Raw genomic sequence first — 24,214 nt, forward strand, 5'->3', positions numbered from 1 at the left:
CGGAGATGACTCGGAAGTTCCGATGATTCGAAACCTGGCTCAAGACTGCGCGCGACGGCGACGCGCGGCCATCAGGCCCAGCAGGCTCACGCCGGCCAGGGCCCAGGTCGACGGCTCCGGCACGTTCACGGCGACGTCGTCCACGCCGACCACGTTGGCCAGGTCGGCGCTGCCGAAGTACTGGATCGCGAAGCGCGCGCTCGAGCCGACGCCTTGACCGGCGAGCTGGAAGCTGTAGCGCGTCCATTCGCCGGCGACGGTGATGCTCGCCTGCGGGACGAAGCTGGCGAACGCGCCGGCCGCGTCGACCAGGCCGTAGGCCAACTGGTCGACGAAGCCCTGCACGCCTTCGCCGCGCGCCCAGAAGGACACTTCCAGGTTCTCGGCGGTCGAGAACACCGGGCTGATCAGCCAGCTCGACAGCGTGCCGCCGGCGTCGACGGCGCCATAGTTGGAGCCGATGTAGGACGTGGGCGCACCGCTGTGCGCGTCGAACGCGGCCACGTTGCCCTGGAACCAGGCGGGATATCCGGGCGTGACCGGCGTGCCAAGGTTCGCGATCGTCCAGCCCGGGAGAGCGGTGACGTCGTCGAATCCCTCGTTGATGAGGGTGGGCCCCGCGTGGGCCGCGGCCGCGGCGCCGACGAGCGCCAGGGCCAGACAGGTCTTCTTGAACATTGCTGCGTCCTTTTCAGGATGAAGGTGGGATGTCCACCTGGACTTGAACGACGGCGCACCGTGATGCGGGGCGCCGTCTTGACTGCTGACGGCCGGCGGGAGGACGACCTTCGGGCGTGTCGATTCTGTGACTCTTGTCACGGAGAGCAGGAGGGGGTCGGGCCGCGTTTCCCCCTTGGTGCGGGGGTGGTTCTTTCCCTAGGGGGTGACCCTTTCGGGCCAGGCGGCGGGACGGCGTCGGGGTCAGGACTTGCCCGGCGGTCCCGGCGCGGACGGGCGCAAACGCCGCGCAAACGCATCCGCATTGGGGATGCGGGAGGGCGCCCCTTGCGCGCCCGCCGCTCGCGGGAGGCGCCCTCCGCCCACGCCGGGCGATCCGCGCTTGACGGCGCTTTCACATCGCCCGGGGAAAGTGTGGCGACCTCCGTGTAAATACCGATGGGCAACGCGAGGCAATGTCACTGCCGTGTCACTTGCTCCAGGGGACAGGCCTCGCCCCACGGTGGAGGGGGGCCTCGGACATTCGTCCGATACCGGCGCGAGGCCCGAATCGCGACAGTAGAGCCCTGTCTTGAAAGCCCTAACCCCCTCCCAACCACCAGGAGCCTGACCATGAACTTCACCCGCCGCCTCATCGTCGCCGCCGCCGCTGCTTCCGCCCTCGCCGCCTCGGCCGGTCTGTCGACTGCCGCGCTGGCCGCCACGCCGGCCGCCGCGGCCCAGCCCTCGGTCGTCATCGTCCACGGCGCCTTCGCCGACGGCTCCGACTGGGCCAAGGTCATCCCGCTGCTGCAGCGCGAAGGCGTGCAGGTGACCGCGGTGCAGAACCCGCTGAGCTCGCTGGCCGACGACGTCGCCGCCGCGCGCCGCGCCATCGACGCGCAGCCCGGCAAGGTCGTGCTGGTCGGCCACTCGTGGGGCGGCACGGTGATCACCGAAGCCGGCACCTCGGACAAGGTCGCCTCGCTGGTCTACGTGGCCGCGTTCGCGCCCAACGTCGGCCAGAACACCGCGGAACAGGGCAAGGGCTTCCCGACGCCGTCCGGCTCGGCGCACTTCAAGGCCGACGCGCAAGGCTGGCTCAGCCTGACCGCCGAAGGCATGAAGAACCACTTCGCGCAGGACCTGCCCGCCGCCACGACCGCCGTGATGACGGCGACGCAAGGCCCGATCCAGGCCAAGGCCTTCGAGCAGACGGTGTCCGCCGCGGCGTGGAAGAACAAGCCGTCGTACTACCTGCTGGCCACGGCCGATCACATGATCGCCCCCGAGGCGCAGGCCGCGATGGCGGCGCGCGCCGGCTCCAAGGTGACCAAGGTCGACAGCTCGCACGTGCCGCAGCAATCGCAGCCGGAAGCGGTCGCCAAGGTCATCCTGGACGCCGTCCGGCAATCCCGGTAAGGTCCGCGCCGTCCGCGGGCACCCATGGCGCGGTGCCCGCGGCGCGCTGGACTTTGCCCCTGGGACACCGTGACAGAACCTTCTCCCCTGCCCCTTCCGACCTCTCCCTCCACGGCTTCCGCCGCGACGGCCACCACGGCCCTCGCGGCGGGCTCACGCGTGCCGGTGCTCGACGCCGTGCGCGCGTTGGCGTTCGTGGGCGACCTCAGCATGGGGCAGCCCGTCGACCATTCGACGCGGACCGGCTGGCTCGCCGCGCGCATCGCGGAGGCCGCCCGTGCCGAAGGCCTCGAATTGGGCCGCGACGCCGACCAGTCGCCCGGTCACGCGGCATGCGTGGCGCTGCTGCGGTGGTCCGGTTGCACGGCCAACGCGCCGGAGATTGCGGCGGCGCTGGGCGACGACGTCGGCGGCCGCGACGCGATGCTGTCCAACGGCTCGGCCGAGGAAGCGTCGGCGCTGGCCGGCACGCTCGGCGAGGCGGCGCTGATCCACTGCGAGGTCGCGGGCGAGATCGCCCGGCTGCTCGGCCTGCCGGCCAACATCGAGCGCGCGATGCGCCATCTCTTCGAGACCTGGGACGGTCACGGCAAACCCGCCGGACTGCGCGGCGACGAGGTGCCGGCCGTCGTCTTCCATGTGGCGCTGGCGGGGGATCTGGAGATCTTCTCGCGCGTGCACGGCGTGCCCGCGGCGTTGCGTCACATCGGCGAGCGCTCGGATGCGAAGTATCCGAAGGCGCTGGTGGACTTGGTCACGAAGAACGCGCAGGCGTGGATGGTGGCGTTGGATGCCGGCGCGCATGAAGGCGGCGCGCAGGAGAGCAGCCCACGGGACGGCGAGCATGGCCATGCTCCGCGCCACGAGGCCGCCGACCTGGATGCGGCGCTGGCCGCCCTCGACACACCGCTCGAACTGGTCGCCGACGTCATCGACCTCAAGCTGCCCTGGATGACGGGGCTGTCGCGGCGCGTGGCCGACGCGGCGCGCGAAGCGGGCTCGGTGCTCGGTTTCGACGCGGACGCGCTGGAGCGGCTGCACCGCGCGGGACTGCTGCATGGCATCGGCCGGGCGTCCGTGCCGAACGCCATCTGGAGCGAAGGCCGCCGTCTCGGCGAGGCCGATCGCGAGAAGCTCCGGCTCATGCCCTACTGGACCGGACGCGCGGCGCGGCGCCTGACCGCGCTGCACGCCGAAGCGGAGCTCGCGTCCTACGTCGACGAGCGGATGGACGGCTCCGGCGCCTTCCGCAGCGCGGCGGGCGCCGCGATCCCGATGCCGGCACGCGTGCTGGCCGCGGCCGCCGCCTGGGTGACCGTGCGGACGCCGCGCCCCGGTGCGCCGGCACTCGACATCGACGCCGCGCGCGCAGCCATGGGCAAGGAAGTGGCCGCCGGACGTCTCGACCCGCAAGCGGCCGATGCCGTCTGCGGCGCCGAGCGTCGTCGCGTTGCCGCATCAGCGCCCTCACCCGCCCCGATCACGCTCTCCGCGCGAGAGACCGAGGTGCTCGGACGCATCGCCATCGGCGAGAGCAACAAGGAAGCGGCCAAAGTCCTCGGCATCAGCCCCGCCACCGTGCGCACGCATCTGGAAAGCGCGTTCCGCAAGCTCGAATGCAGCACGCGAGCGGCGGCCACGCTCAAGGCGATGACGATGGGGTTGCTGACGGTCTAGGACCGCCTACCTGCCCTCGCCAGGGCGTTGGCCGCTAGGTCGCAGGGCCCTGGCGTCAAGCGCCAGAACCCCGCGACCTACCGTCCCCAACCAGTTGCTGACTTCGTCGATCACTTCGAGGGGCTGGTCCTTGTGCGGCGAGTGGCCGCATGCGGGGATCTCGAAAAGCTTCGTCTGAGGCACTTGGCGTGCGATGCCGCGAATCTGTTCCAGCGTGCCGTACTCGTCGTCGACACCCTGCATCGCCAGCAGCGGACAGGTGATCGCACGGATCTCCTCGACGATCGACCAGTCGCGGAACGCGGGGCTCAGCCACGTCTGGCTCCATCCGCCGAACGGCGAATCGGGATCGTCGTGGAAGCGCGCCAGGCGCTCGCGCAACGGACCGGCCTCGTAGACCTCGACGGTCTTGCGGATACCCTCGAGAGACAGATCCTCGACGACGATGTGCGGGGCGGCAACGACTGCCCCCGCCGTCGGCAATTTCGCGGCATGCAGCAGCGCGATCGAGCCCCCATCGCTGTGCCCGAACAACCAGGGCGGTGAGGTCACGCCCAATCCCGCAAGCACCGCGGGCAGCACCTCATGCGCCTGCCGGTGGAGGTAGTCGACGTCCCAGCGATCGTCCGGCGCGCGCATCGTCGAGCGCCCGTAGCCCGGCCGCGAATACACGAGCCCGCGCATGCCGATCGCCTCGCACAGGCGCGTCGGGAAATCGCGCCACATTGCGATCGAACCGAGGCCCTCGTGCAGGAAGACCATCAGCGGCGCGTCGGCGGGCGCGTCGTTGATCCAAGTGTATTCGATGTCGGTGGCCCGACCGCGCCAGTCAATGCGAAGGCGTTGCGTTGGAGTCGTGCTGTTCATGGTCACGCATCTTAGGCATGCGCACGAACGCAGACAGTCGCGAAGGCGCCCAAAAAGAAAAGGCCCCGGTCGTGAGACCGGGGCCGAAAGTTCGTCCGCCTGCAGAGGGAAAAGGCGGACCATGCGAGAGAGAAGCATGAACAACGGAAGCTCGAATTCCGTTGTCAGGATCAACTGTAGGGACGAGGGCGTGCCGTGGCACGAGGTCAACGACGCATCGTCGCCTGCGTGATCGCCCGATGCGCGTGTCGGGCAATCGCCTACACGGATCACGGGGCGGCCCCGGCCCTCACCCGATCGTGGCGTGTGGGCGTCGACCAGCGACGTCAATCAGCGGCAGCGGGCGCGGCCGTGCGCGTGGTGCCGCCCAGCGCGCGCTGCGCGCTGGCGGCCATGAACAGCGCGAAGAAGACCACGCAGGACAGCCCGGCAGTCAGCGAGGTGTGCTCCGCGATCATGCCGATCAGCGGTGGGCCGGCCATCATGCCGAGGTAGCCCAGCGATGAGACCGCCGCGATGCCGTGCGCGGCACTGACGCCGGGCACCTTCGACGCCGCGCTGAACAGCACGGGCACGACGTTCGACAGGCCCAGGCCGACGAGCGCGAAGCCCAGCAGACCGGCGGTCGCGATCGGCACGAGGAGCGCCGTCGCCATGCCGGCAGCCGCGAGCAGGCCGCTCGCGACCATCAAGGGCACCGGCGCGACGCGCGCCCGCACCCAGTCACCGCCGAATCGCCCCAACGCCATCGCCAGGCTGAAGCTCGCATAACCGAGCGCCGACAGGCTGGCGTCGCTGGCGCGCTCCTGCTTCATGAACAGCACGCTCCAGTCGTACATGGCACCTTCGGCGATCAGCCCCAGCGCCGCCAGCGTGCCGATCAGCGCGAGCACGCCGCGCGGCAGGCTCAGCGGTTGCGACTCACCGGCATCGGTCTTCATCTTCAGCATGGCCGCGCAGGCGGCAAGGATCATCACCATGCCCGTGCCGCAGGCCACGAGCAGGTGCGTCTGCGGCGTCCAGCCGAGCAGCGGCAGCAGGCTGCCCACGCCCGCGCCGACCATGCCGCCCAGGCTGAACATCGCATGGAAGCCGCTCATCAGCGGGCGGCCGGCGAGGTGCTCGATCTCGGTGGCCTCGGCGTTGATGGCGACGTCGAAGAGACTGGCCGTCGCGCCGAAGAGCATCAGCAGCAGGACGAGCCCGAGGTATGCGCTTGGCGCGATCAGCATCGACACGCCGGCGGCGCACAGCACGCCGGTCAAGCCAGCGACCCCACGCGGCCCGAACCGCGCCACGACACGGCCGGCCTGCGTCAGCGCCAGCAGCGCGCCGACGCCCGAGGCCAGCATCGCGATCGCGAGCGACTGCTCGCCCAGGCCGTAATGCGCCTTCACCGTCGGCACGTGCACGCCCCAGGTCGCGAACAGCGCGCCGGAGACGAAGAACTGGATGCGCAGCGCCCAGGCCGCCGAGGTCAGGCGGCGGGGCGTCAGGGTGTCGGAGATCGTGGTCATCGTGGAGCGGCGTGAAGGGCTCGTTACTGTAGGCGCCATGGGGCGCCCCACGCGCGACACTCGCCCGGCGTCAGGAGACCATGCCGCGCAGGGCGTTGAAGAGCTTGCGCGGCTGCAGCGGCTTGAAGAGCACCGTGTGACCGCTTTCGGTCGCGCGGCGCAGTTCCTCGCGGCTGGTGTCGCCGGTGACGAGGATCGCCGGCACCTCCATGCGGCAGAGCTCGCGCACCGCGCGGATCGCGGCGATGCCGTCCGGCCCGTCGCCCAGGTGCAGGTCTGACAGGATCAGGTCCGGCGGCTCGGCGCGCGTGCGCACGGCCTCGGCCGCCTCGGCCGCCGTCGCGGCGATGATGGACTCGTAGCCCCATTCCTCGAGCAGCAGTTGCAAGCCGATGCGGATCGGCTCCTCGTCGTCGATGACGAGCACGGAGCGCGGCTCCATGACCGGCATCGGCACGGTGTCGGCCGCCGTCGTGAACTCGGGGATCTCCGGCAGGCCGCCCAGCGGGATGCTGAGCCGGAACATCGTCCCCCGCCCCGGCCGCGACGCCACCATCAGCCGGTAGCCCAGCAGGTGCGCCAGCCGCTTGACGATCGCCAGCCCCATGCCGAGACCCTGCGTGCGGCTGCGCTCGCTTTGGCCCACCTGGTAGAACTCCGCGAATATCCGCGGCAGGTCGCTGGACTTGATGCCGATGCCGGTGTCCCAGACCTCGAGGTTGAGGTGGGTCGAGGTCGAGCGCGCGACCACCACCACGCCGCCCTCTTCCGTGTACTTGATCGCGTTCTGGATCAGGTTGCCCAGGATGCGCTCCAGCAGTTGCGGATCGCTGGTGACGGACTTGCCGCCCGGCGAGAAGCGCAGGCCCAGGCCCGAGCCCTCCGCCTGCCCCGCGTAGTGCATGTGCAGGCGCCGGAACAGGTCGCGCAGCGGGAAGTGCTGGAGGTTGGGCTCGACCGTGCCGGCGTCCAGCCGGGAGATGTCGAGCATCGCGTTGAACGAGCGCTCCAGCCCCTCGATCGAGCGCATCACGTTGCGGATCAGCGGCTCTTCCTCGGTGCCTTGCAGGCGGCGCTCCAGGCTCGCGGCGAAGAGCCCCAGCGCGTGCACCGGCTGGCGCAGGTCGTGGCTCGCGATCGCGAGGAAGCGGCTCTTCTCCTGGTCGGCGCGGATCGCGCCGTCGCGGTCCTGCTCGAGCGTGCTGACCTGCAGGTCCTGCTCCATCAGCAGGCGCTTGGCGCGTTGCCAGCGATGGTGTTCGAGCAGGGCCAGCCCGCCGACCACCGCCGCGGCGAGGAACCACACCGGACCGGCCCCCGGCCGCGCGGCGGGATCGAACAGCCGCGCCAGGCCTTCGGAGGCCGGCAGCACCGCGATCACCGCCGACCAGCGTCCCATGGGCGCGAGCAGCACGCCCACCACCGCCGCCGTGGCCGCCAGCAGCGGTCCGGTCAGCAGGCCGCGCGCGCCCGGCGATTCGGCCAGCCACGGGTGCAGGCTCAGCAGCACGAGACAGCCGGCAGCCTGCAGGTAGAGGAGTCGCCGGCCCTCGCGGTCGGAGAAGGCCATGCGGCTGCTGTCGCTCCGGGGCCCGCGATGCGACAGCGATCGCGCGGTGAAGACGCAGCCCACCGCCAGCGCGATCACGCCGAAGACCCAGACCACCAGACCCGTCGCGGGAATGCCGCGCAGCAGCGCCGACACCAGCGGCACGGCGACCGCCGTCAGCAGCCAGGGCCAATGGCTCCAGGCTTCGTCGAAGCCCGCGTCCTGCAGCCGCCGCGCGATCGCACGCCGTTCGCGGCGGCGGCCTTCCTGGACGGACTCGTCGTTCTCCGGCACGGCGCCGGCGACCGCGACGAAGAGGCTCGGCTTCGGTGGACGCCGGGAGCGTTTGGGACGGGCTCCCATGCCGTCGGCGGGCGGCGGAGCCCCCGCGCCCGGCGGTGCGGACATGCGGGAACCGGCGTCACCCGGACGCGAGCCGGGCGTCGATGTCCCGCCGGGCCCGGACGAACCGGAGAAGCGATCCGCAACAGGCGCGGCGTGCGTGGCGTGCGCAAGGGGCGTGGCGTTGCCGCCGTTCGATGACGCGCCGGAGGGCACGCCAGGGGACCCGCCAGGGGACCCGCCAGGGGACCCGCCAGAAAAGGCGCTCGCCGGCACGTCAAGGACGTCCGGCGAGTCGATGAAGAGCTCCGTCGGCGGGAAGGTGGTGTCGGGGGCCTGTTCCTCGACGCCGTGCCCGCCTCGGTGGACCGTGGCCACCGCGTCAGCGGAAGAGGCTGATCATGTGCGAGCGCGACTTGACGTCCAGCGCCAGCAGCAGCGAGGAGACGTAGTTCTTCACCGTGCCCAGCGACAGTTGTGTCGAATTGCTGATCTCCTGGTTGCTGCAGCCGGACAGCACCAGCTCGAGGATCTCCAGGTGGCGGGGGCCGAGTTCGGCCACGCGGTCGTACATCGCGGACGACGGGAAGCGCGGGAACAAGGTGCCCGACTGGGCCTGACGATGACGCTGACCCTCGGCCAGCAGCGCGCGCAGCGTGCTGCGCATCTCGGCCATCAGCGCGCCCTTGGGCAGGTAGCCCACGGCGCCCAGCGCCCGCGCCTGGCGGACGACGAATTCATCCTGCGTGCCGCTGAACACGACGACGCGGGCCTCGGGATAGGCCTCCATGAACTGCCGCAGCCCTTGCAGGCCCTTGCAGTCCCCCAGGTTCAGGTCCAGCAGCACGGCATCCACCGCGCCGCCGCCGGCGTAGGCCTGCAGGCCTTCCTGCAACGACGCCGCCTCCACCCACTCGATGTCGATCTCGTCCAGCGACTGGTACAGCGTGCGGATCCCCGCCCTCACAAGTTCGTGGTCGTCGACCAGGAGCACGCGGCGCTTCACCGCCGGCAACGCATAGCCACCACTTCCAGCCGCCTCGAACGTGCGGGCAACGGACACTGCTTCCATAGGGCCTCCCTTTTTTCGACTGACCGATGGGTCTCCGGCTCGGTCGTCGTCACCCCTCACTGCACGCCGGAGAAGGCCCGCATGATAGGCCGATGGTCACTTGCGTCGCCCCCTCTTCAGGGGGAACCCTGAGGGGTGATGCCTGAAACACTTGTGACGACATGTTGCGGATTTAGATCGGCAACGTTGTCACGCGCCATCCCTATTTATAGGTCCCTCGCTGCGTGCGCTACCCCCCATCTGGTGGGAACGCCAAACGTACCGCGCACGGGACTGGCAGGGTCGACCGACAGATTCCAGCAAGGTCACGACGGACCCCGCTCCCTAGAATTCCGGGCAGCTTCCGTCCCCTCATGCGCCGCGTCCCTCGACCTCCCCTCCCCCAGCTCCAGATCCAGCTCCTGATGGCCGGCCTGACCGCCGGCATCGCGCCCCTGCCGGCCCTGGCCGCGGGCAGCTTGGTGCTGATGGACGCGCCGCCAGCGCAAACGAGCTGGTTCGGCGGCGTCTCGACCCGCAGTTGGCCCTCCGCGCCAGGCAGCCGTGCCCGCAGCAACGACCTGCTGCCGGCCGTGGAGGTGCTGACTTCCAATGGCGCCTTCGTCTCCACGGACCTGGGGGTCGGCTGGAACCTCGTGCCCTTGCTGGCTGATGCCGAGACCGCCTCGACCTGGCAGGTCGGCGCGCGGCTGTGGCCTCAGTTCGGACGGCCGTCGCGGGTCACCCCCAAAGGCATCGACCGACTGGGCTCACGCGTCACGACGGAGGCGTTCGCGAACGTCCAGGCGGCCTCCTGGCTCATGCTGCAGTCGGGGTTCTCCTGGGGCAGCGGCCGCCGGCATGACGGGCAGCTGTTCGAGGTGGGGCTGACGTCGGGGATCCCGGTCGGAGACGACCTCATCGCCATCACGCTGGCGACCACCGCGGCCAACGGCGCGCACCTGCGCAGCAGCTACGGCATCGGCGCGGGCGAATCCCGCGCGAGCGGCCTGCCCGAATGGCACCCGCGTGCCGGCCTGATGGACTGGAGCATCGCGCTCAGCGGCGAGCACAAGTTCTCCGAGCGCTGGTCCGTCAGCGGCCAGTGGCTGAATGCGCGGCTGGTGGGCGACGCGTCGCGATCGCCGCTGACGACCTCCAAGTCGCAGCAGACCTTCAGCGCCAGCCTCTGGTACCGGTTCTAGTTTCCCCATGCATCGCGTCCTCCTCATCGCCGTCCCGCTGTTCGGACTCCTGATCGCCTTCGAATGGCTGTGGGGGCGGCTGAAGGGGCGCGACACCTACCGGCTGCCGGACTCGATCAGCAGCCTGAGCCAGGGCCTGATGAGCCTGGCGGTCGCCGCGGTCACGCCGCTGTTCCAGAACGGCATGTACGCGTGGCTGCAGCCGCATCTGGCGCTGGTCCCGGCCTCGGCCTGGGACGGCTGGTGGGGCTGGGCGGTCGCGATCGTGATCTACGACTTCTGCGACTACTGGCTGCACCGTGTCAGCCATGAGAGCGCCCTCTTCTGGGCGGCGCACACGGTGCACCACCAGAGCGAGCACTTCAACCTGACGACCGCCCTGCGCCAGGAGAGCTTCTACGCGGTGATGGGCTGGCCGTTCTTCCTGCCGATGGCGCTGCTGGGGCTGCCGCTGGAGCAGTACGTCGCCGCGGGCCTGTTCGTGCTGCTGTACCAGTTCTGGATCCACACCGAGCACATCGGTCGGCTGGGCTGGCTGGACCGCGTGTTCTCGACGCCGTCCAACCACCGCGTCCACCATGCAGTGAATCCGGGCTACCTGGACAGGAACTACGGCGCGGTGCTCGTGATCTGGGACCGGATGTTCGGCACCTTCGCCGAGGAGACCGAGCCCTGCGTCTACGGCACGGTCAAGCCGCTGCACAGCTGGAATCCGATCCGGGCGGTGGGGCAGTTCTACGGCGAGTTGTTCGACCGGGCCCGGGCCACGCCGCGATGGACGGACCGGATCCGCGTGCTGTTCAAGTCGCCGGGCTGGGCACCGCCGGGCATGCCGACGATGGCCGCGCCCGATGACGAACGGCTGCGGCAACCGCGCTTCGATCCGCCGGTCAGCCGGCTGGACCGCTGGCGCGCCGTGAGTCTCGTCGCGATGACGGGCGTGGCGTCGGCGTTCTGGCTCGATGTCAGCGACGACATGAGCGAGGGCCGCAACCTGCTCGCCGCGTCGTTGATCGCCGCCGGGCTGTATGCGGCAGGCGCCATGCTGGCCCGAGGCGAAGACGATCGCGGCGCTCCCGGAGACCGCGCCCGCCGCTGGCGTGGTTGGGGCCTCTATCTCGGTGCGATGGCACTCTGCGCCGCGTTGATCGCCGCCCTGACCTAGGGCTGCCGCGACGCAAGGCCGCGGTGTGATGCCAGGGCGTCCACCGCGCCTGCGGCCGACCCTCTGACGAGACGGCCGCCAGGTCCTGCCGCTTCAGCTGTGTGGCCAGCCCAGCACCGAGAGCGCGTCGTCGTAAGAATCCGCCTGCCGTGCGGCGGCGGCAGGCGCCGCCTCCTCGCTGCCGCCCAACTGGGCCAGGCACACCATCGTTGCGCCGCCGAAGGCGATCAGGTCCTCGACCGCCGCCACGGGAAAGTCGTGGCCGAGCGCATCGGACAGTTTCTCGCGCAGCGTGTACCCGACATAGGTCGCGACGACCGCGCCCATCGCGCCCGCGAAGGCGGCCGGCCATGAGCGCCCGCCCGCCAGCGCCGCGCCCGAGATCGCCCCGCTGACGGCACGCGCCGCGAGCCCCGGCGGATCGGTGCGATCGGGCGTAGCCGGCAGCTTGTCGACGATGAGCTCCCCGATCGCCATCGGCGTGGTCACCGCCACGGCGTGCGCCGAGGCGAGGAAGGCCAGCGGCGAGTCCTTCACATCGATCCAGCCGAGCTTCGCGGCCCAGCTCGTGACGGTGAGCGGCGCGCTGGTCCGTGGACCGGCCGTACTGCCGAGCAGGAAGGCCATCAGCAGCGTGCGCCGGGAGTCCGCCGGCTTGACCGCGACGACCGGCACACCCTGCGCCCTGGCCTCGCGGACGACCTGCGCGCCCGCACGCACCCGCCCGAAGAATCGGCGGAACAGCTGGCGTGCCGACTCGGTGAAGGCGCCGTAGACCAAGTGCGACGCATACGAATACGGATGCGATTGCAGCGGCGCCCGCGTGATCGGATCGCCGAAGCGGAACGCGGGGACGAGTGTCTCGTCGACGACGGTCGCCGCAGCCACGCCGAAGACGGTCCCGCGCCCGCAGGTCACCCGCGGATCGAGTTCGGCCGCGGCGCCGTAGAGGCCTCCGACCAGCGACCCCATCCCGTAGTGGACGGCTTCGCCGGCGACGGGGCGCTGGCGCGAGGGCAGTCTCCGGCCGGCGAGTGTCGCCAGGCGATCGGCGGCACGCTCGGTCGACGGCATGCCCCGTACCCCTGAAGTGATGCCGACCCGCTCCAGCCCCGCCTGGAAGGCGGTCATCGCGGCGGCGCCGATCAGGCCGCCGAGCAGTCCGGAAGCGGTGCCCACGCAGAGGTCGCGCGGCGGGCGGTGGTCGAGGTCCATGGGAGTTCCCGTCAAGATCGGAGTGGAGCCGCCCTCGTGGCAAGGGTCGTTCCTCCCGGGATGACGTGTTGCCGGCACCGGCCTCGCCGTCGGTACGAGCCGCCGACGCCGACAACCCCCGCCGACGCCGGTGACTTCCGCGGCGTGGCCGGCTTCAACGCGGCGCGTGCCGGGCGATCGCCTCCAGCAGCCGGTCGCAGGCGCGAGCGACCTGCGCCTGCGGCGCCGTCGCGACGCTGAGCATCAGCCCTGGCTGTGCGCGCTCCGGTTCGGCAAACCAGACCGACAGCGGCGCCGGCGAGATGCCGAAGGCGAACAGGTCCCGCGCAATCGCGAGGTCCGAGGCGCCCGCCGGCGTCCGGACGAGCACCGCCAGGGCCGCGGGCAAGGTCTCCAGGCCGCGCTGGTGCAACAGGTCCAGCAGGCCGTCACGCTGCGCCAGGTACAGCCGCTTGGCGCGACGCAGATGACGCAGGTAGTGCCCGTCGCGCATGAACGCCGCAATCGCGAGTTGAGCGGCCGGCCCCGGCGGCGGCGCCAGGCACGCGGCGACCTCCGCGAAACGCGCCGCCATCGCCGCGGGCGCGACGACGAACCCGAGCCGCAGCCGAGGATCGATCGTCTTGCTGAAGGAGCCGATGTGGATCACCCGCCCGTGCTGGTCCAGCGACGCGAGCGCCGGCGCGGCGCGGCCCTGCAGCTGCAGCTCGCTCAGATAGTCGTCCTCGACGATCCAGCCGCCGGTGCTCGCCGCCCAGTCGAGCAGCCGCAGCCGGCGCTGCAGCGACATCGTCACGCCCAGCGGCGCCTGCTGCCCCGGCGTGACGACGGCCAGCGCCGCGTCTGGCGCGCGCGACCAGCCGGCGTCGACATCGATTCCCTCTTCATCGACCGGCACGGAAATCGGCGTGAGGCGACCGAGCATCAACGCCTGGCGCGTGAAGAAGAAGCCGGGCTCCTCCATCCACGCCATGCGCCCTTCGATCCCCAGCACTCGCAAGGTGATGCCAAGCCCCGCCGCGTACCCGCCGGTGACGAGCACCTGGTCCGGCGAGCAGACCACGCCGCGGGCGACGGCGAGGTAGGCGGCGATCTCGCGGCGCAGTTCCAGCTCGCCGCGCGGATCGGGATAGAGCGCCGCGCCGGTCGTCTCGGCCAGCAGCGCCCGCGCGCGGAGCCGCTGCATCAGCTTCGAGGGCAGGCTGTCGCGCGATGGAATGCCGGGCTGGAAGATCCCCGGGCCCGCCGTCAGCTCACGGTACATCGAGATGAACGGTCCGGGATCGAGCGTCCTCTCGCTGCGGCGCGCGGCGGCGGGCCGCTCCGCGACGCGTGTCCCGGCGGAACGCGACGCCTCGATCATCTGCGCGGCGGCCAGCTTCTCGTAGGCCACGCGCACGGTCCCGCGCGCCACCCCCAGTTGCGCCGCCAGATCGATCCAGGACGGCAGCCGCATGCCGGCCTGGAGCACCTGCTGCTCGATGGCCGTCGCGATGCCGCGGTGGATCTGGTCGGCCAGCGGAATGGTCGACGACTTGTCGAGCGAAAGGCTCAGCGGCGTGCTCATCGTGGTACAGCGATTCCTGTAGTTCTTGGGACTCCACTTTGCACCACGGTGGGAGAAGAATCCAGTCATCGATCACGCATCGACCACCCGCCCCCTGTTCATCCCTGTCTTTCCATTTCATTCCCAAGGAGCCCACCATGTCCCAACGTCTCGACTACAGCCAGATCGCTCCCGCCGGCGTCAAGGCGCTCGGCGGTGTCTACGGTTACGTCGCCCAGAGCGGCCTGTCGCCGGCGCTCGTCGAACTCGTCTTCCTGCGGATCTCGCAGATCAACAACTGCGCGTACTGCCTGGACATGCACACCCGCGACCTGCTGAAGAAGGGGGTGCCCGTCGAGAAGCTTGCGCTGGTGCAGGCCTGGCAGGAAGGCGGCACGCTCTTCGACGCCCGCGAGCGCGGGGCGCTGGCCTGGGCGGAGTCCGTCACGCGTGTCGCGACGACCGGCGTGCCCGATGCCGACTACGCCGCCGTCAGCGCGGTGTTCAACGAGAAGGAACTCGTCGACCTCACGATCGCGATCGGCCTGATGAACACCTACAACCGCCTGGCCATCAGCTTCCGCAACACGCCGCAGGCGGTCGCGGCCGCGACACGCTGATCAGCCGATCGCGCGCCGCAGGTTCTCGCGGGCGCGCGCGTCCAGCCGCTCATGCAGCGCCGGCGTGCTGTACAGCACCGGTCGATCCAGGAAGATCCTGAGGATCTGCTTGCGCTTGCGGCGGAAGAGGAAACCCGGCACGTACGCGTATTCATCGCGGATCTGGCGCTCGTACTCGTCGAAGCGCAGGCGCTCGGCGCCGAGGATCGCGAGGTCGATGTCGACGAGCACCTGCTCGTCGACGCTGGCCGGCACGCCGTCGTGTTTCGTGACCAGCACCAGGTGCCGGACGCGATCGGCGACCTCGCGGCTCACGCCGGCGGCGAGCAGCGCCTCATGGGCCCACTCGGCGCTGCGTTCCTCGTTGCCGGAGCCCTTCACGTCGTAGATCGCGTCGTGGAACCAGAGCGCCATCTCGACCTCGGCGGGATGCGCGGCGAGATCGCCGACCTCGTCGAACAGCGCCAGACATTCCTCGAGATGCTGACCCGTGTGGTACTTGCGTTGCGGCTCCGCGTAGCGGGCGAGCAGCTCGTCGCGCAGCGCGGTGCCGTCGCGTTCGCCGACGAGGGCGGACCAGGCGCGCTGCCAGGATCGTTCGAAGAGGGCATTCATGTGCGCTGGATGGTAGCGGCTGCCGGCCCTCGCGCTACGATCCTCGGATGGCCATCCACATCATCACGCCCACCGTCGAATCCGACGCGTTCAGCACGCCCGACCAGCGCGTCTCGCTGAAGCTCGAAGCCCTCCAGCCCTGCGGTTCGTTCAAGCTGCGCGGCATCGGCCATGCCTGCGAAGTCCACGCGTCGCGCGGTGCGACGCGGCTGTTGTCGTCCTCGGGCGGCAACGCGGGGATTGCGGTCGCGTACGCGGGACGGCGGCTCGGGCTGCCCGTCGTGGTCGTGGTGCCGGAGACGACGCGCGAGTGGCCCAAGACGCTGATCCGTCGTCAGGGCGCGGAGGTCGTCGTCCATGGCAAGAGCTGGATGGAAGCCAATGACCACCTGATGTCGCTGCGCGAGCCGACCGACGCCTTCATCCATCCGTTCGACGACCCGCTGCTGTGGGACGGCCATGCGTCGATGATCGCGGAGGCGGCGACGCAGGCGCCGAAGCCGGACGCGGTCGTGCTCTCGGTCGGCGGCGGCGGCCTGATGAGCGGCGTGCTGCAGGGCATGCACGCGGCCGGGTGGCAGGACGTGCCGCTGGTGGCGGCTGAAACCATCGGCGCTCATTCACTCAACGCGGCGATCGCCGCGGGTGAACTGGTGACCCTGGACGCGATCACCAGCCTCGCGACTTCGCTTGGCGCGCGACGGGTTAGCGAGCAGGCTTTCGCGTGGACGAAGCGGCATGCGGTGACTGCCACGACGGTGACCGATGCCGAGGCGGTGCAGGCCTGCCTCGACGTGGCGAAGGAACACCGTCTGATCGTCGAACCCGCGTGCGGGGCCGCGGTCGCGGCGACCCTCAAGCGCGAAGTCCCCGCGCTGCAGAAGGCCAGGAACGTGCTGGTGATCCTCTGCGGCGGTGCGTGCGCGACTTACGAGGACCTCATCGACTGGCGCGCCGCGCGCTGATCACATCTTTTCGCCAGGGATCGCGCTCGCGGCTTTCACCCAGGCGACGAAGGCGGCCTCGTCGAGGGGCTCCTTCTCGCTCACATGCAGATAGCGGGCGTGAGCCGTCTTCGAATCGACGGGCGGCATCGGGTCCAGCGACTTGCCGTTGAAGAACGCGACCTTCACATAGCGCGTCATCACATGGAGGCCAAGGAACCAGGTCGTGCCATCGAGGCCATACATCGGCGAGTTCCACTTCACGGCCTTGCGCACGCCGGGCACGGCCTCGACGATCAGCGCGTTCATGCGTCTCACCACCGCCTGCTTCCAATCCTGCAGCGCTGCGATATACGCCTGCACCGGTTCATCGCCGAACCCTTTCGGGATCTGCGGGTTGCCGCCGGTGAGCAGGACTACGTCGCGGTCACCTTCAGTCGCCCAGGCGGTCGGTCTTGATGGCTTGCGAGTCATGGGGGGAGACGTTATCACTCCCGTGTTGATCACCATCCTCAGACCCAAGGGTTCATCTCCTCGATCGACACATGAAGTCCCTTCTTGGGCTTTAGCAGCCCGCGCATGTCCAGCAGAGACTTGTTCTTCGCCTGGACGATCAGCGTTCCATCGGGCATCAAGCCCCACAGGAAGCGCATGCCCGCCTTAGCGCCGATTTTCTTTCGAATCGACGCCGGCAACGTTAGTGTCCCGTTCGCCTTCAATGTCGTCTCTTCCATGTCGCTGCCGTTCTTGACTGCTAGGGTCTCGCGGGAGGGACGGTTCGTCCCTCCCCATTACGCCATTACTCGAACCTGAATCGGACTCCTTCGCCATGCTGGTCTCGGCTCTTCCACCCTGATGCTGAGCAGTTGTGCGCCCGGCAGGGTCGAAGCACGACGATCGAATGTGTGAAGCGGCTCCTGCCCCTCCCATGCCGAAATCCGTGCATGCATGCAGTCGGCAAGATCCGCATCGCACACCTTGAATTCTGCGAGCGCTTCGACCATCGCCATCTCTCGCTCGACGACAAAGTCGCTGGCGTTCAAGATCGTCGACATGGCGGCGATAACTTCAGTCTTGTCGAAGTTGAAGCGACTTCGCAGCACCCATTCAAACTCCAGCAGGACCGTCACAGGCACGAAAAGCTTGCTGCCTTTCTGCATGTAGCGTTCCCGCAATCGAGCGACTGCGCCACATTGACGTTGATCGTCCTGAACGATGCACCGAATCAGGACGTTGGTATCGACGGCGCCCATCAGCGGAACGGACTCATCTCTTCGACGGATACCGTCCTGCCGTTGCGCGGCTTCAGCATCCCCACCAAGTCATCCCAGGTTTTGGTCTTGGCGCGAACATAGAGGGTATTGTCGCCACGGGTGTACCAGACGAACGGGGTGCCAGGCTTTGCCCCCAACTCCTTCAGGATCTCCGCAGGCACCTGCAGGGTGCCTTGCTCGCTCAGAAACGTTTCATGCATTGCCATCTCCATTCAGTGAGTCACCGGAATCCGGCTGCGGCATCACTTCCGCGACCGGCCTCTTCGACTTCGCAACGACGTGGATGCAGCCATCTTCCGTCAAGCTCCAGATGAAGCGCGTGCCGAGCTTGGCGCCAACGGCCTTCCGGATGTCCTTGGGAACGACGATCCGTCCGTTCATTTCCATCTTCGACATAGCCACACCACTCTCCTTGCGAAGCGATGCAGCCACTCTAGGGAGATGTCGCTCCGGATGCCATGACCTGCACTTGTCGATTTGGCACCGAGGCCACTTCGACAAGGCAGCTCACTCACGTGGATGAGTGTTCATCCCGTCGATACACCCACCGGTACAGCACCGGCAGCACCAGCAGCGTCAGCGCCGTCGAGGACAGGATCCCGCCGATCACAACCGTCGCGAGCGGCCGCTGCACTTCGGCGCCGGTGCCCGTGGCCAGCGCCATCGGCACGAATCCGAGCGATGCCACCAGCGCCGTCATCAGCACCGGCCGCAGGCGCGTCAACGCCCCCTCGTGGATGGCCTCCCCCAGCGGACGGCCCTGCTCCCTCAACTGGCGGATGAAGGAGATCATCACCAGCCCGTTCAGCACCGCCACGCCGCTCAGCGCGATGAAGCCCACCGCCGCCGAGATCGACAGCGGGATCCCGCGCATCCACAGTGCCAGCACGCCGCCGGTCAACGCGAAAGGGATGCCCGAGAACACCAGCAGCCCGTCCCGCGCGTTGCCGAACATCGCGAACAGCAGCACGAAGACCAGGCCGAGCGCCACTGGCACCACGACGCGCAGGCGTTCGCTGGCCGACTGCAGGTTCTCGAACTGGCCGCCCCAGCCCAGCCAGTAGCCCGACGGCAACGCGACCTGCGAGGTCACCGTCTGCTGGGCCTCGGCGACGAACCAACCCAGGTCCCGGCCGCGCACGTTCGCGCTGACGACGACGCGCCGCTTGCCGTCCTCCCGGCTGACCTGGTTGGGCCCCGGCGCCAGCGACAGGCTGGCCACCTCCGACAAGGGAATGAAACGCGTCGCGCCGTCAGCGCCCTTGGGCAAAGGCACGGGCAGGCGCTCGATCGCCGCCAGATCGGTGCGCAGCGCCTCGGCCAGGCGCACGACGATCGAGAAGCGCCGGTCGCCCTCGAACAGCGTGCCCGCATGCGCCCCGCCGGTCGCCGTCGCGACTAGCTGCTGCACGTCCTGCAGGTTCAGTCCGTGCCGTCCCGCCTTCTCGCGATCGATGTCGACGGTGAGCATCGGCAGTCCGGTCGTCTGCTCGACGTTGACTTCCGCGGCGCCGTCGAGTCCGCCGAGCACCGCGGCGATCTTTGTCGCCGCCGCGTTCAGCTGGTCCATGTCGTCGCCGAAGACCTTCACCGCCACGTCCGAGCGCACGCCGGAGATCAGCTCGTTGAAGCGCAGCTGGATCGGTTGGGAGAACTCGTAGTTCTGCCCCGGCAGCGTCGCGAGTTCCTCCTGCACCGCCACGATCAAGGCGTCGCGTGTGCGGCGCGGCTCGGGCCACTGGTCTTGCGGCTTGAGCATCACGTAGGCATCGGAGATGTTCGGCGGCATCGGGTCCGCCGCGATCTCCGCCGTGCCGGTGCGCGAGAACACGCGCTCGATCTCGGGGAACTTCTGCGTCAGGTGCGCCTCCATCTGCTGCTGCATCGCCACCGACTGCGACAGGCTGGTGCCCGGCAGCCGCAGCGCCTGCACCGCGAAGTCGCCTTCGTTGAGGCTGGGCACGAACTCGCTGCCCAGCCGCGTCGCGAGCAGCGTCGACAACACCACCGCAACCGCCGCGCCGGTGATGACCACCGGACGCGCGGCCATGGCCTTGACCAGCAGCGGTTCGTAGGCGCGATGCGCCCACGCCATCACGCGGCTTTCCTTCTCCTGGACCTTGTCGCCGATGAACAGCGCGACCGCCGCCGGCACGAAAGTGATCGAGAGGATCATCGCGCCCAGCAGCGCCATCACCACGGTCACCGCCATCGGATGGAACATCCGTCCCTCCACGCCGGTCAGCGCGAAGATCGGCAGATAGACCACCATGATGATCAACTGCCCGAACAGCAGCGGCCGGCGCGCCTCCTGCGCGGCGGCGAAGACCTCGTGGAAGCGCTCCGTGCGCGTCAGCGGCCGGCCCAGCCGCGACTGCGCATGCGCCAGACGCCGCACGCAGTTCTCGACGATCACGACCGCGCCGTCCACGATGATCCCGAAGTCCAGCGCGCCCAGGCTCATCAGGTTGGCGCTGACCTTCTGGCCGACCATGCCTGTGAACGTGAACAGCATGGAGAGCGGAATCACCAGAGCCGTCAGCACCGCCGCCCGCAGGTTGCCCAGGAACAGGAAGAGCACCGCGATCACCAGCACCGCGCCCTCGACCAGGTTGCGCTTGACCGTCGCGATCGCCTTGTCCACCAGCACCGTGCGGTCGTAGACGGTCACGACGTGCACGCCCTTCGGCAGCGTGGTCGCGACCTCCTTCATCTTGCGGTCCACCGCCTGCGCCACGCTGCGGCTGTTCTCGCCGATCAGCATGAAGACGGTGCCCAGCACGACCTCGCGGCCGTTGTCGGTGGCCGCGCCGCTGCGCAGCTCCTTGCCGATGCCGACCTGCGCCACGTCGCGCACCCGCACCGGCACGCCGCCGTCGGTGCGCAGCACGACGTTGCCGATGTCGGCCAGGTCGCGCAACTGGCCCGGGGCGCGGATCAGGTACTGCTCGCCGCGGCGCTCGATGTAGCCGGCGCCGACGTTGGCGTTGTTGCGCTCCAGCGCCTCGACGACCTCCGCCAGCGTCAGCCCGTGCGACGACAGCCGCCCGGGGTCGGGCGCCACTTCGAACTCCTTGGCGAAGCCGCCGATGGTGTTGACCTCGGTCACGCCCGGCACGTTGCGCAGCTGCGGCTTGACGACCCAGTCCTGGATCTCGCGCAGGTCGATCGGCGTGTAGGGCGAGCCGTCCGGCTTGCGCGCGCCCTCCTCGGCCTCGATCGTCCATTGGTAGATCTCGCCCAGGCCCGTGGACACAGGCCCCATCGCCGGCGTCAAACCGTCGGGCAGGTGCTCGCGCGCGGCCTGCAGCCGCTCGTTGACCAGTTGCCGTGCGAAGTGGATGTCGGTGCCGTCGCGGAAGATCACCGTCACCTGCGACAGCCCGTAGCGCGACAGCGAGCGCGTCTGCTTCAGCCCCGGCAGGCCCGCCATCGCGGTCTCGACCGGGAAGGTCACGCGCTGCTCCGCCTCCAAGGGCGAGTAGCCCGGCGCGCCGGTGTTGATCTGCACCTGCACGTTGGTGATGTCGGGCACCGCGTCGATGGGCAGCTTCTGGTAGCTGAAGACCCCCAGCGCGGCCATGCCCAGCACGGCCACCAGCACCAGCCATCGGTGCTCGATGGCGAATCGGATGATGCGTTCGAACATGTCGTCTCCGTCAGTGCGAATGCGTCGCGGAGCCCTTGCCGGCCTCGGACTTGATGACGAAGGCGTTGACCGCCGCGACCTTGGCGCCGGCCTTCAGGCCGTCGACGATCTCGATGCGACGGCCGTCGCCGCGACCGGTCTTCACCGCTTGCGCGGCGAAGCCTTCGGCGGTGCGCACGAAGACGACCTGACGGTCCTCGAAGACCTGGACCGCGTCGGCGGCCACGGTCACCGGCGCGGGGGCCTCGCCGGTCACGACGTCGACGTTGACGAACAGGCCGGGCCGCCAGGCGCCGTCCGGATTCGCCAGCGAGATGCGCGCCTGCGCGGTGCGGCTCTGTCCACCGATCAGCGCGCCGACGTAGGCGACCTTGCCGTCGGCCGACTGCTCGAAGGCGGCCGAGCGCACGACGGCGCGTTCGCCCACGCGCACCTTGGCCAGGTCGCCGGCCGGCACGTCGATGCGCGCCCACACGGTGCGCAGGTCAGACAGGACGAAGACGCTCGCGTCCTCCTTCACCTGCTCGCCCAGCGTCAGGTGTTTCTCGACGACGACGCCGTCGAACGGCGCGCGCAGCTCGAAGCGCGTGAGCGCGCCGCCGCTCGTGGCGCCCGCCAGGGAACCCGGCGCGGCGCCGATGGCGATCAGCTTCTGGCGCGCGTTGGCGACGGCGATCTCGGCCTCGCGCAGCGCCTGTTCGGCGATGTCGACGTCCTGCCGCGGGGAGATCTTCTCCTCCCACAGCTTGCGTTCGCGGTCGAAGGTCTTGCGCGCCAGCTGCTCGCGTTTCTGCGCCGCGAGCAGGTCGCTGCGCTGGTCCGACACCTGCGCGCTGGCGATCACCGCCAGCAGCTCGCCCTTGCGCACGGTCTGCCCGAGCGTCGCGGGCACCGCCTCGACGACACCGGCCACGCGAGGCACCACATGCGCGGTGCGGTCCTCGTTGAAGCCGATCTCGCCAGGCAGGCGCGTCGTCGTCCGGATCGACGCCGGCCCCGCGGTCTCCAGCGCGATCGCGGCGGACTTGATCTGCGCCTCGCTCATCGCGATGGTTTCAGGCTCGCCCGTGCCATGGCCGTGGCCATCGTCCTTGCCACCCGCCTCCTTGTGCGAGGCCTCCCCGCCAGCCGCTCCGGACCGATGCGCATCGCCCGACCCGGCACCCTTGGCGTCGCCAGCGTGCTCGTCCTTGTCCTCGTGTTTGTGATCGCCTCTTTGCTCGCTCTTTTGCTCGCCTTTGTGCTCGCCCGAGCTCTTCTCCCCCTCATGACCATGATCGTCATGGCCCCCCTCGGCGTGCTCGCCATGGCCGCCCTCGGCGTGCTCGCCATGGCCGCCCTTGGGCGAGGCGGTGGCGCCGGAGGCGAGGATGGCCGCGCCGCCGCCGAGGCCGATGGCCACGAGCACCGCGATCGCGATCAGTTGCCTCTTGGGCAGTCCGCGTCCCGAGGACGCCTTGTTGTCTTGCTGGTTGAAATTCATCGTCGTTCTCACGGTTGCTGGACGGGCGCGCCGAGGCGGCGCTCGAGGTCGGCGTTGGCGCGATGCGCCCGCGACAGCGCGTCGAGCCACTGCACCCGCGCCTGCAGCCAGGTGCGCTGCGCGTCGAGCACCTCCAGGAAGCCGAACTTGCCGAGTTCGAAGCCACGCGTCGCGGCGGTGTAGGCCTCGCGGGCGCCGGGCAGCACGGTGCGCTGCAGGGCGTCGACCTCGTCTGCGCGGGCGCCGAGCTCGTCCGCCGCACTCAGCACTTCGGCGCGCAGCCGCAGGGACTCGGCCTCCGCGAGTTGCTCCGCGGCCTGGCGGCGCTTGAGCGCCTCGCGCTGCGCGCCCTGGTTGCGATCGAACAGCGGCAGCGGCATCGACACGCCGATCACGGCCTGGTTGCGGCCGATCTCCTGCGCGCGCTTTGCGCCGAGAGTCACCGTGACGTCGGGGATGCGGCGCGCGCGTTCGAGCTCGTACGCGGCCTGCGCGCGCTCGACCTCGAGCCGCGCGCGCCGCAACGCCGGCGCGTCGACCAGACGGCGGGCGATATCGGCCTCGGCGGGCAAGGCCGGCAGCGAGCCGGCGCTGCCGTCGAGTGCGCCGATCAACGCCTCGTCCATCCCGACGGCCGCCGCCAGCGTGTGCCGCGCGGCGAGCCGGTCCGCCTGGGCCTGGCGCAGCTCGATGCGCGCGGTGGCTTCGGCCACGCGCGCCCGCGTCTCGTCGTTCGGCGCGAGTTTGCCGGCGGCCACGCGCCGCGCGGTCGCGTCGGCGCCGCCGCCGGCGATGCGGAGCGATTCCTCGGCGGCGGTGACCCGCTCCTGCGCGACCAGCGCGGTGAAGAAGGCCTGCACCACATCGGCCCGAAGCTCGGCGCGCATCGCGTCCAGCCCGGCCTGCGCGATGTCACGGCCGCGCTGGGCCAGCGCCGTCCGGGCGGCGCGCTGACCGCCGATTTCCAGCGGCTGGCTCAGTAGCACGGTGACCGTGCGCGTCTCGCGACGGGTGTCCTCCTGCTCGAGTCCCAGCGAAGGATTGGGCGGCAGCGCGGCCTGCTGGACCGCGCCGTCGGCGGCCTCGACTTCGAAGGACGCCGCGCGCAGGCGTGGGTGGCTCGTCAACGCGCGCTCGATGGCGGCGCTCAGGGTCAGCGGCAGCGCGGACGACTGTGATGAGGAAGACGGCGCTTCGGGCGCGGCCCGTGACGCCATCGGCGTGAACGAAAGCAGTGCCGCGCTGCACAGCGGCACCAGGAACTTGGGCATCGGAGACTCCGGCGTTGTGCCCGCCGCCGCAAGGGCGGCCGGGCAGGAAGGGGATCAACGAGGAATCGGCGAGCGCTCGACGCGAGGCCAGTCATCCCTGACTGCCATCGATGGACGCGGCGTCGAGTTGGGATGCACCGCTAGG

Annotated in this window: 22 protein-coding genes; 6 read left to right on the plus strand and 16 right to left on the minus strand. The window is 69.9% G+C overall.

Annotated features, from left to right (window positions below; genetic code table 11):
• Positions 1-39 precede the first annotated feature (39 nt).
• Positions 40-678, minus strand: a complete 639-nt coding sequence (locus AC07OZ_RS04050) for a choice-of-anchor J domain-containing protein (RefSeq protein WP_495465868.1) — start codon at positions 676-678, stop codon at positions 40-42.
• 612 nt (positions 679-1,290) lie between these two features.
• On the opposite strand from AC07OZ_RS04050, the gene AC07OZ_RS04055 reads away from it, so the two are divergent.
• On the plus strand, positions 1,291-2,079 hold the full coding sequence (locus AC07OZ_RS04055) for an alpha/beta hydrolase (protein ID WP_495465869.1): 789 nt from the start codon (positions 1,291-1,293) through the stop codon (positions 2,077-2,079).
• Positions 2,080-2,148: 69 nt separating this feature from the next.
• A complete protein-coding gene (locus tag AC07OZ_RS04060) occupies positions 2,149-3,756 on the plus strand; it encodes an HD domain-containing phosphohydrolase (RefSeq protein WP_495465870.1) in 1,608 nt (535 codons plus the stop codon).
• Between the two features lie 6 nt (positions 3,757-3,762).
• On the opposite strand, the gene AC07OZ_RS04065 is transcribed toward AC07OZ_RS04060, so the two are convergent.
• The 4 genes from AC07OZ_RS04065 to AC07OZ_RS04080 all read right to left on the minus strand — a co-directional run bounded on the left by AC07OZ_RS04065 (position 3,763) and on the right by AC07OZ_RS04080 (position 9,103).
• On the minus strand, positions 3,763-4,623 hold the full coding sequence (locus tag AC07OZ_RS04065) for an alpha/beta fold hydrolase (RefSeq protein WP_495465871.1): 861 nt from the start codon (positions 4,621-4,623) through the stop codon (positions 3,763-3,765).
• Between the two features lie 326 nt (positions 4,624-4,949).
• The gene (locus AC07OZ_RS04070) at positions 4,950-6,140 is read right to left on the minus strand and encodes an MFS transporter (protein ID WP_495465872.1); all 1,191 of its coding nucleotides are present in this window, start codon (positions 6,138-6,140) and stop codon (positions 4,950-4,952) included.
• Positions 6,141-6,210: 70 nt separating this feature from the next.
• Positions 6,211-8,097, minus strand: coding sequence for an ATP-binding response regulator (locus tag AC07OZ_RS04075; RefSeq protein WP_495465873.1), 1,887 nt, complete (start codon positions 8,095-8,097; stop codon positions 6,211-6,213).
• 316 nt (positions 8,098-8,413) lie between these two features.
• On the minus strand, positions 8,414-9,103 hold the full coding sequence (locus AC07OZ_RS04080) for a response regulator (protein ID WP_495465874.1): 690 nt from the start codon (positions 9,101-9,103) through the stop codon (positions 8,414-8,416).
• 404 nt (positions 9,104-9,507) lie between these two features.
• Here AC07OZ_RS04080 and AC07OZ_RS04085 point away from each other — a divergent pair, with 404 nt between their 5' ends.
• Together AC07OZ_RS04085 and AC07OZ_RS04090 are read left to right on the plus strand one after the other, a co-directional pair.
• Entirely contained in the window at positions 9,508-10,287 is a 780-nt protein-coding gene (locus tag AC07OZ_RS04085) for a MipA/OmpV family protein (RefSeq protein WP_495465875.1), read from the plus strand.
• 7 nt (positions 10,288-10,294) lie between these two features.
• A complete protein-coding gene (locus tag AC07OZ_RS04090) occupies positions 10,295-11,452 on the plus strand; it encodes a sterol desaturase family protein (RefSeq protein ID WP_495465876.1) in 1,158 nt (385 codons plus the stop codon).
• Positions 11,453-11,545: 93 nt separating this feature from the next.
• Here AC07OZ_RS04090 and AC07OZ_RS04095 read toward each other — a convergent pair whose 3' ends face one another.
• Positions 11,546-12,667 (minus strand): DUF4126 family protein, encoded by a 1,122-nt coding sequence (locus AC07OZ_RS04095; RefSeq protein WP_495465877.1) that lies wholly within the window; start codon positions 12,665-12,667, stop codon positions 11,546-11,548.
• A gap of 154 nt (positions 12,668-12,821) precedes the next feature.
• Entirely contained in the window at positions 12,822-14,234 is a 1,413-nt protein-coding gene (gene pdxR, locus AC07OZ_RS04100; RefSeq protein ID WP_495465878.1) for a MocR-like pyridoxine biosynthesis transcription factor PdxR, read from the minus strand.
• Positions 14,235-14,371: 137 nt separating this feature from the next.
• Between pdxR and AC07OZ_RS04105 the strand changes: the two genes are divergently transcribed.
• A complete protein-coding gene (locus tag AC07OZ_RS04105; protein ID WP_495465879.1) occupies positions 14,372-14,833 on the plus strand; it encodes a carboxymuconolactone decarboxylase family protein in 462 nt (153 codons plus the stop codon).
• Here AC07OZ_RS04105 and AC07OZ_RS04110 read toward each other — a convergent pair whose 3' ends face one another.
• Entirely contained in the window at positions 14,834-15,448 is a 615-nt protein-coding gene (locus AC07OZ_RS04110) for an HD domain-containing protein (RefSeq protein ID WP_495465880.1), read from the minus strand. It lies immediately after the preceding gene.
• Positions 15,449-15,495: 47 nt separating this feature from the next.
• Between AC07OZ_RS04110 and AC07OZ_RS04115 the strand changes: the two genes are divergently transcribed.
• Positions 15,496-16,413 carry a pyridoxal-phosphate dependent enzyme gene (locus AC07OZ_RS04115; RefSeq protein ID WP_495465881.1) on the plus strand — a complete coding sequence of 306 codons (918 nt, stop codon included), beginning with the start codon at positions 15,496-15,498 and terminating at the stop codon, positions 16,411-16,413.
• On the opposite strand, the gene AC07OZ_RS04120 is transcribed toward AC07OZ_RS04115, so the two are convergent.
• The 8 genes from AC07OZ_RS04120 to AC07OZ_RS04155 form a co-directional block, all read right to left on the minus strand.
• Positions 16,414-16,866 carry a DUF1801 domain-containing protein gene (locus tag AC07OZ_RS04120; RefSeq protein WP_495466484.1) on the minus strand — a complete coding sequence of 151 codons (453 nt, stop codon included), beginning with the start codon at positions 16,864-16,866 and terminating at the stop codon, positions 16,414-16,416.
• Positions 16,867-16,904: 38 nt separating this feature from the next.
• Positions 16,905-17,126: an AbrB/MazE/SpoVT family DNA-binding domain-containing protein gene (locus AC07OZ_RS04125; protein ID WP_495465882.1), complete on the minus strand. Its 222-nt coding sequence runs from the start codon at positions 17,124-17,126 to the stop codon at positions 16,905-16,907.
• Between the two features lie 57 nt (positions 17,127-17,183).
• On the minus strand, positions 17,184-17,645 hold the full coding sequence (locus AC07OZ_RS04130) for a type II toxin-antitoxin system VapC family toxin (RefSeq protein WP_495465883.1): 462 nt from the start codon (positions 17,643-17,645) through the stop codon (positions 17,184-17,186).
• A complete protein-coding gene (locus tag AC07OZ_RS04135; protein ID WP_495465884.1) occupies positions 17,645-17,866 on the minus strand; it encodes an AbrB/MazE/SpoVT family DNA-binding domain-containing protein in 222 nt (73 codons plus the stop codon). Before AC07OZ_RS04135 ends, AC07OZ_RS04130 begins: the two co-directional genes overlap by 1 nt.
• A complete protein-coding gene (locus AC07OZ_RS04140) occupies positions 17,859-18,062 on the minus strand; it encodes an AbrB/MazE/SpoVT family DNA-binding domain-containing protein (protein WP_495465885.1) in 204 nt (67 codons plus the stop codon). The genes AC07OZ_RS04135 and AC07OZ_RS04140 overlap by 8 nt, the downstream gene beginning before the upstream one ends.
• A gap of 115 nt (positions 18,063-18,177) precedes the next feature.
• A complete protein-coding gene (locus AC07OZ_RS04145; RefSeq protein ID WP_495465886.1) occupies positions 18,178-21,315 on the minus strand; it encodes an efflux RND transporter permease subunit in 3,138 nt (1,045 codons plus the stop codon).
• A gap of 10 nt (positions 21,316-21,325) precedes the next feature.
• Positions 21,326-22,798 (minus strand): efflux RND transporter periplasmic adaptor subunit, encoded by a 1,473-nt coding sequence (locus tag AC07OZ_RS04150; RefSeq protein WP_495465887.1) that lies wholly within the window; start codon positions 22,796-22,798, stop codon positions 21,326-21,328.
• Positions 22,799-22,806: 8 nt separating this feature from the next.
• Positions 22,807-24,069: a TolC family protein gene (locus tag AC07OZ_RS04155; protein WP_495465888.1), complete on the minus strand. Its 1,263-nt coding sequence runs from the start codon at positions 24,067-24,069 to the stop codon at positions 22,807-22,809.
• Positions 24,070-24,214: the final 145 nt, after the last annotated feature.

The organism is Roseateles sp. GW821-FHT09G03 (assembly GCF_059416045.1).

Coding starts and splice junctions, on each gene's coding strand:
- AC07OZ_RS04050 (WP_495465868.1), bottom strand. CDS start 678: ATGTTCAAGAAGACCTGTCTGGCCCTGGCGCTCGTCGGCGCCGCGGCC.
- AC07OZ_RS04055 (WP_495465869.1), top strand. CDS start 1,291: ATGAACTTCACCCGCCGCCTCATCGTCGCCGCCGCCGCTGCTTCCGCC.
- AC07OZ_RS04065 (WP_495465871.1), bottom strand. CDS start 4,623: ATGAACAGCACGACTCCAACGCAACGCCTTCGCATTGACTGGCGCGGT.
- AC07OZ_RS04070 (WP_495465872.1), bottom strand. CDS start 6,140: ATGACCACGATCTCCGACACCCTGACGCCCCGCCGCCTGACCTCGGCG.
- AC07OZ_RS04075 (WP_495465873.1), bottom strand. CDS start 8,097: ATGTCCGCACCGCCGGGCGCGGGGGCTCCGCCGCCCGCCGACGGCATG.
- AC07OZ_RS04080 (WP_495465874.1), bottom strand. CDS start 9,103: ATGGAAGCAGTGTCCGTTGCCCGCACGTTCGAGGCGGCTGGAAGTGGT.
- AC07OZ_RS04085 (WP_495465875.1), top strand. CDS start 9,508: ATGGCCGGCCTGACCGCCGGCATCGCGCCCCTGCCGGCCCTGGCCGCG.
- AC07OZ_RS04090 (WP_495465876.1), top strand. CDS start 10,295: ATGCATCGCGTCCTCCTCATCGCCGTCCCGCTGTTCGGACTCCTGATC.
- AC07OZ_RS04095 (WP_495465877.1), bottom strand. CDS start 12,667: ATGGACCTCGACCACCGCCCGCCGCGCGACCTCTGCGTGGGCACCGCT.
- pdxR (WP_495465878.1), bottom strand. CDS start 14,234: ATGAGCACGCCGCTGAGCCTTTCGCTCGACAAGTCGTCGACCATTCCG.
- AC07OZ_RS04105 (WP_495465879.1), top strand. CDS start 14,372: ATGTCCCAACGTCTCGACTACAGCCAGATCGCTCCCGCCGGCGTCAAG.
- AC07OZ_RS04110 (WP_495465880.1), bottom strand. CDS start 15,448: ATGAATGCCCTCTTCGAACGATCCTGGCAGCGCGCCTGGTCCGCCCTC.
- AC07OZ_RS04115 (WP_495465881.1), top strand. CDS start 15,496: ATGGCCATCCACATCATCACGCCCACCGTCGAATCCGACGCGTTCAGC.
- AC07OZ_RS04120 (WP_495466484.1), bottom strand. CDS start 16,866: ATGACTCGCAAGCCATCAAGACCGACCGCCTGGGCGACTGAAGGTGAC.
- AC07OZ_RS04125 (WP_495465882.1), bottom strand. CDS start 17,126: ATGGAAGAGACGACATTGAAGGCGAACGGGACACTAACGTTGCCGGCG.
- AC07OZ_RS04130 (WP_495465883.1), bottom strand. CDS start 17,645: ATGGGCGCCGTCGATACCAACGTCCTGATTCGGTGCATCGTTCAGGAC.
- AC07OZ_RS04135 (WP_495465884.1), bottom strand. CDS start 17,866: ATGCATGAAACGTTTCTGAGCGAGCAAGGCACCCTGCAGGTGCCTGCG.
- AC07OZ_RS04140 (WP_495465885.1), bottom strand. CDS start 18,062: ATGTCGAAGATGGAAATGAACGGACGGATCGTCGTTCCCAAGGACATC.
- AC07OZ_RS04145 (WP_495465886.1), bottom strand. CDS start 21,315: ATGTTCGAACGCATCATCCGATTCGCCATCGAGCACCGATGGCTGGTG.
- AC07OZ_RS04150 (WP_495465887.1), bottom strand. CDS start 22,798: ATGAATTTCAACCAGCAAGACAACAAGGCGTCCTCGGGACGCGGACTG.
- AC07OZ_RS04155 (WP_495465888.1), bottom strand. CDS start 24,069: ATGCCCAAGTTCCTGGTGCCGCTGTGCAGCGCGGCACTGCTTTCGTTC.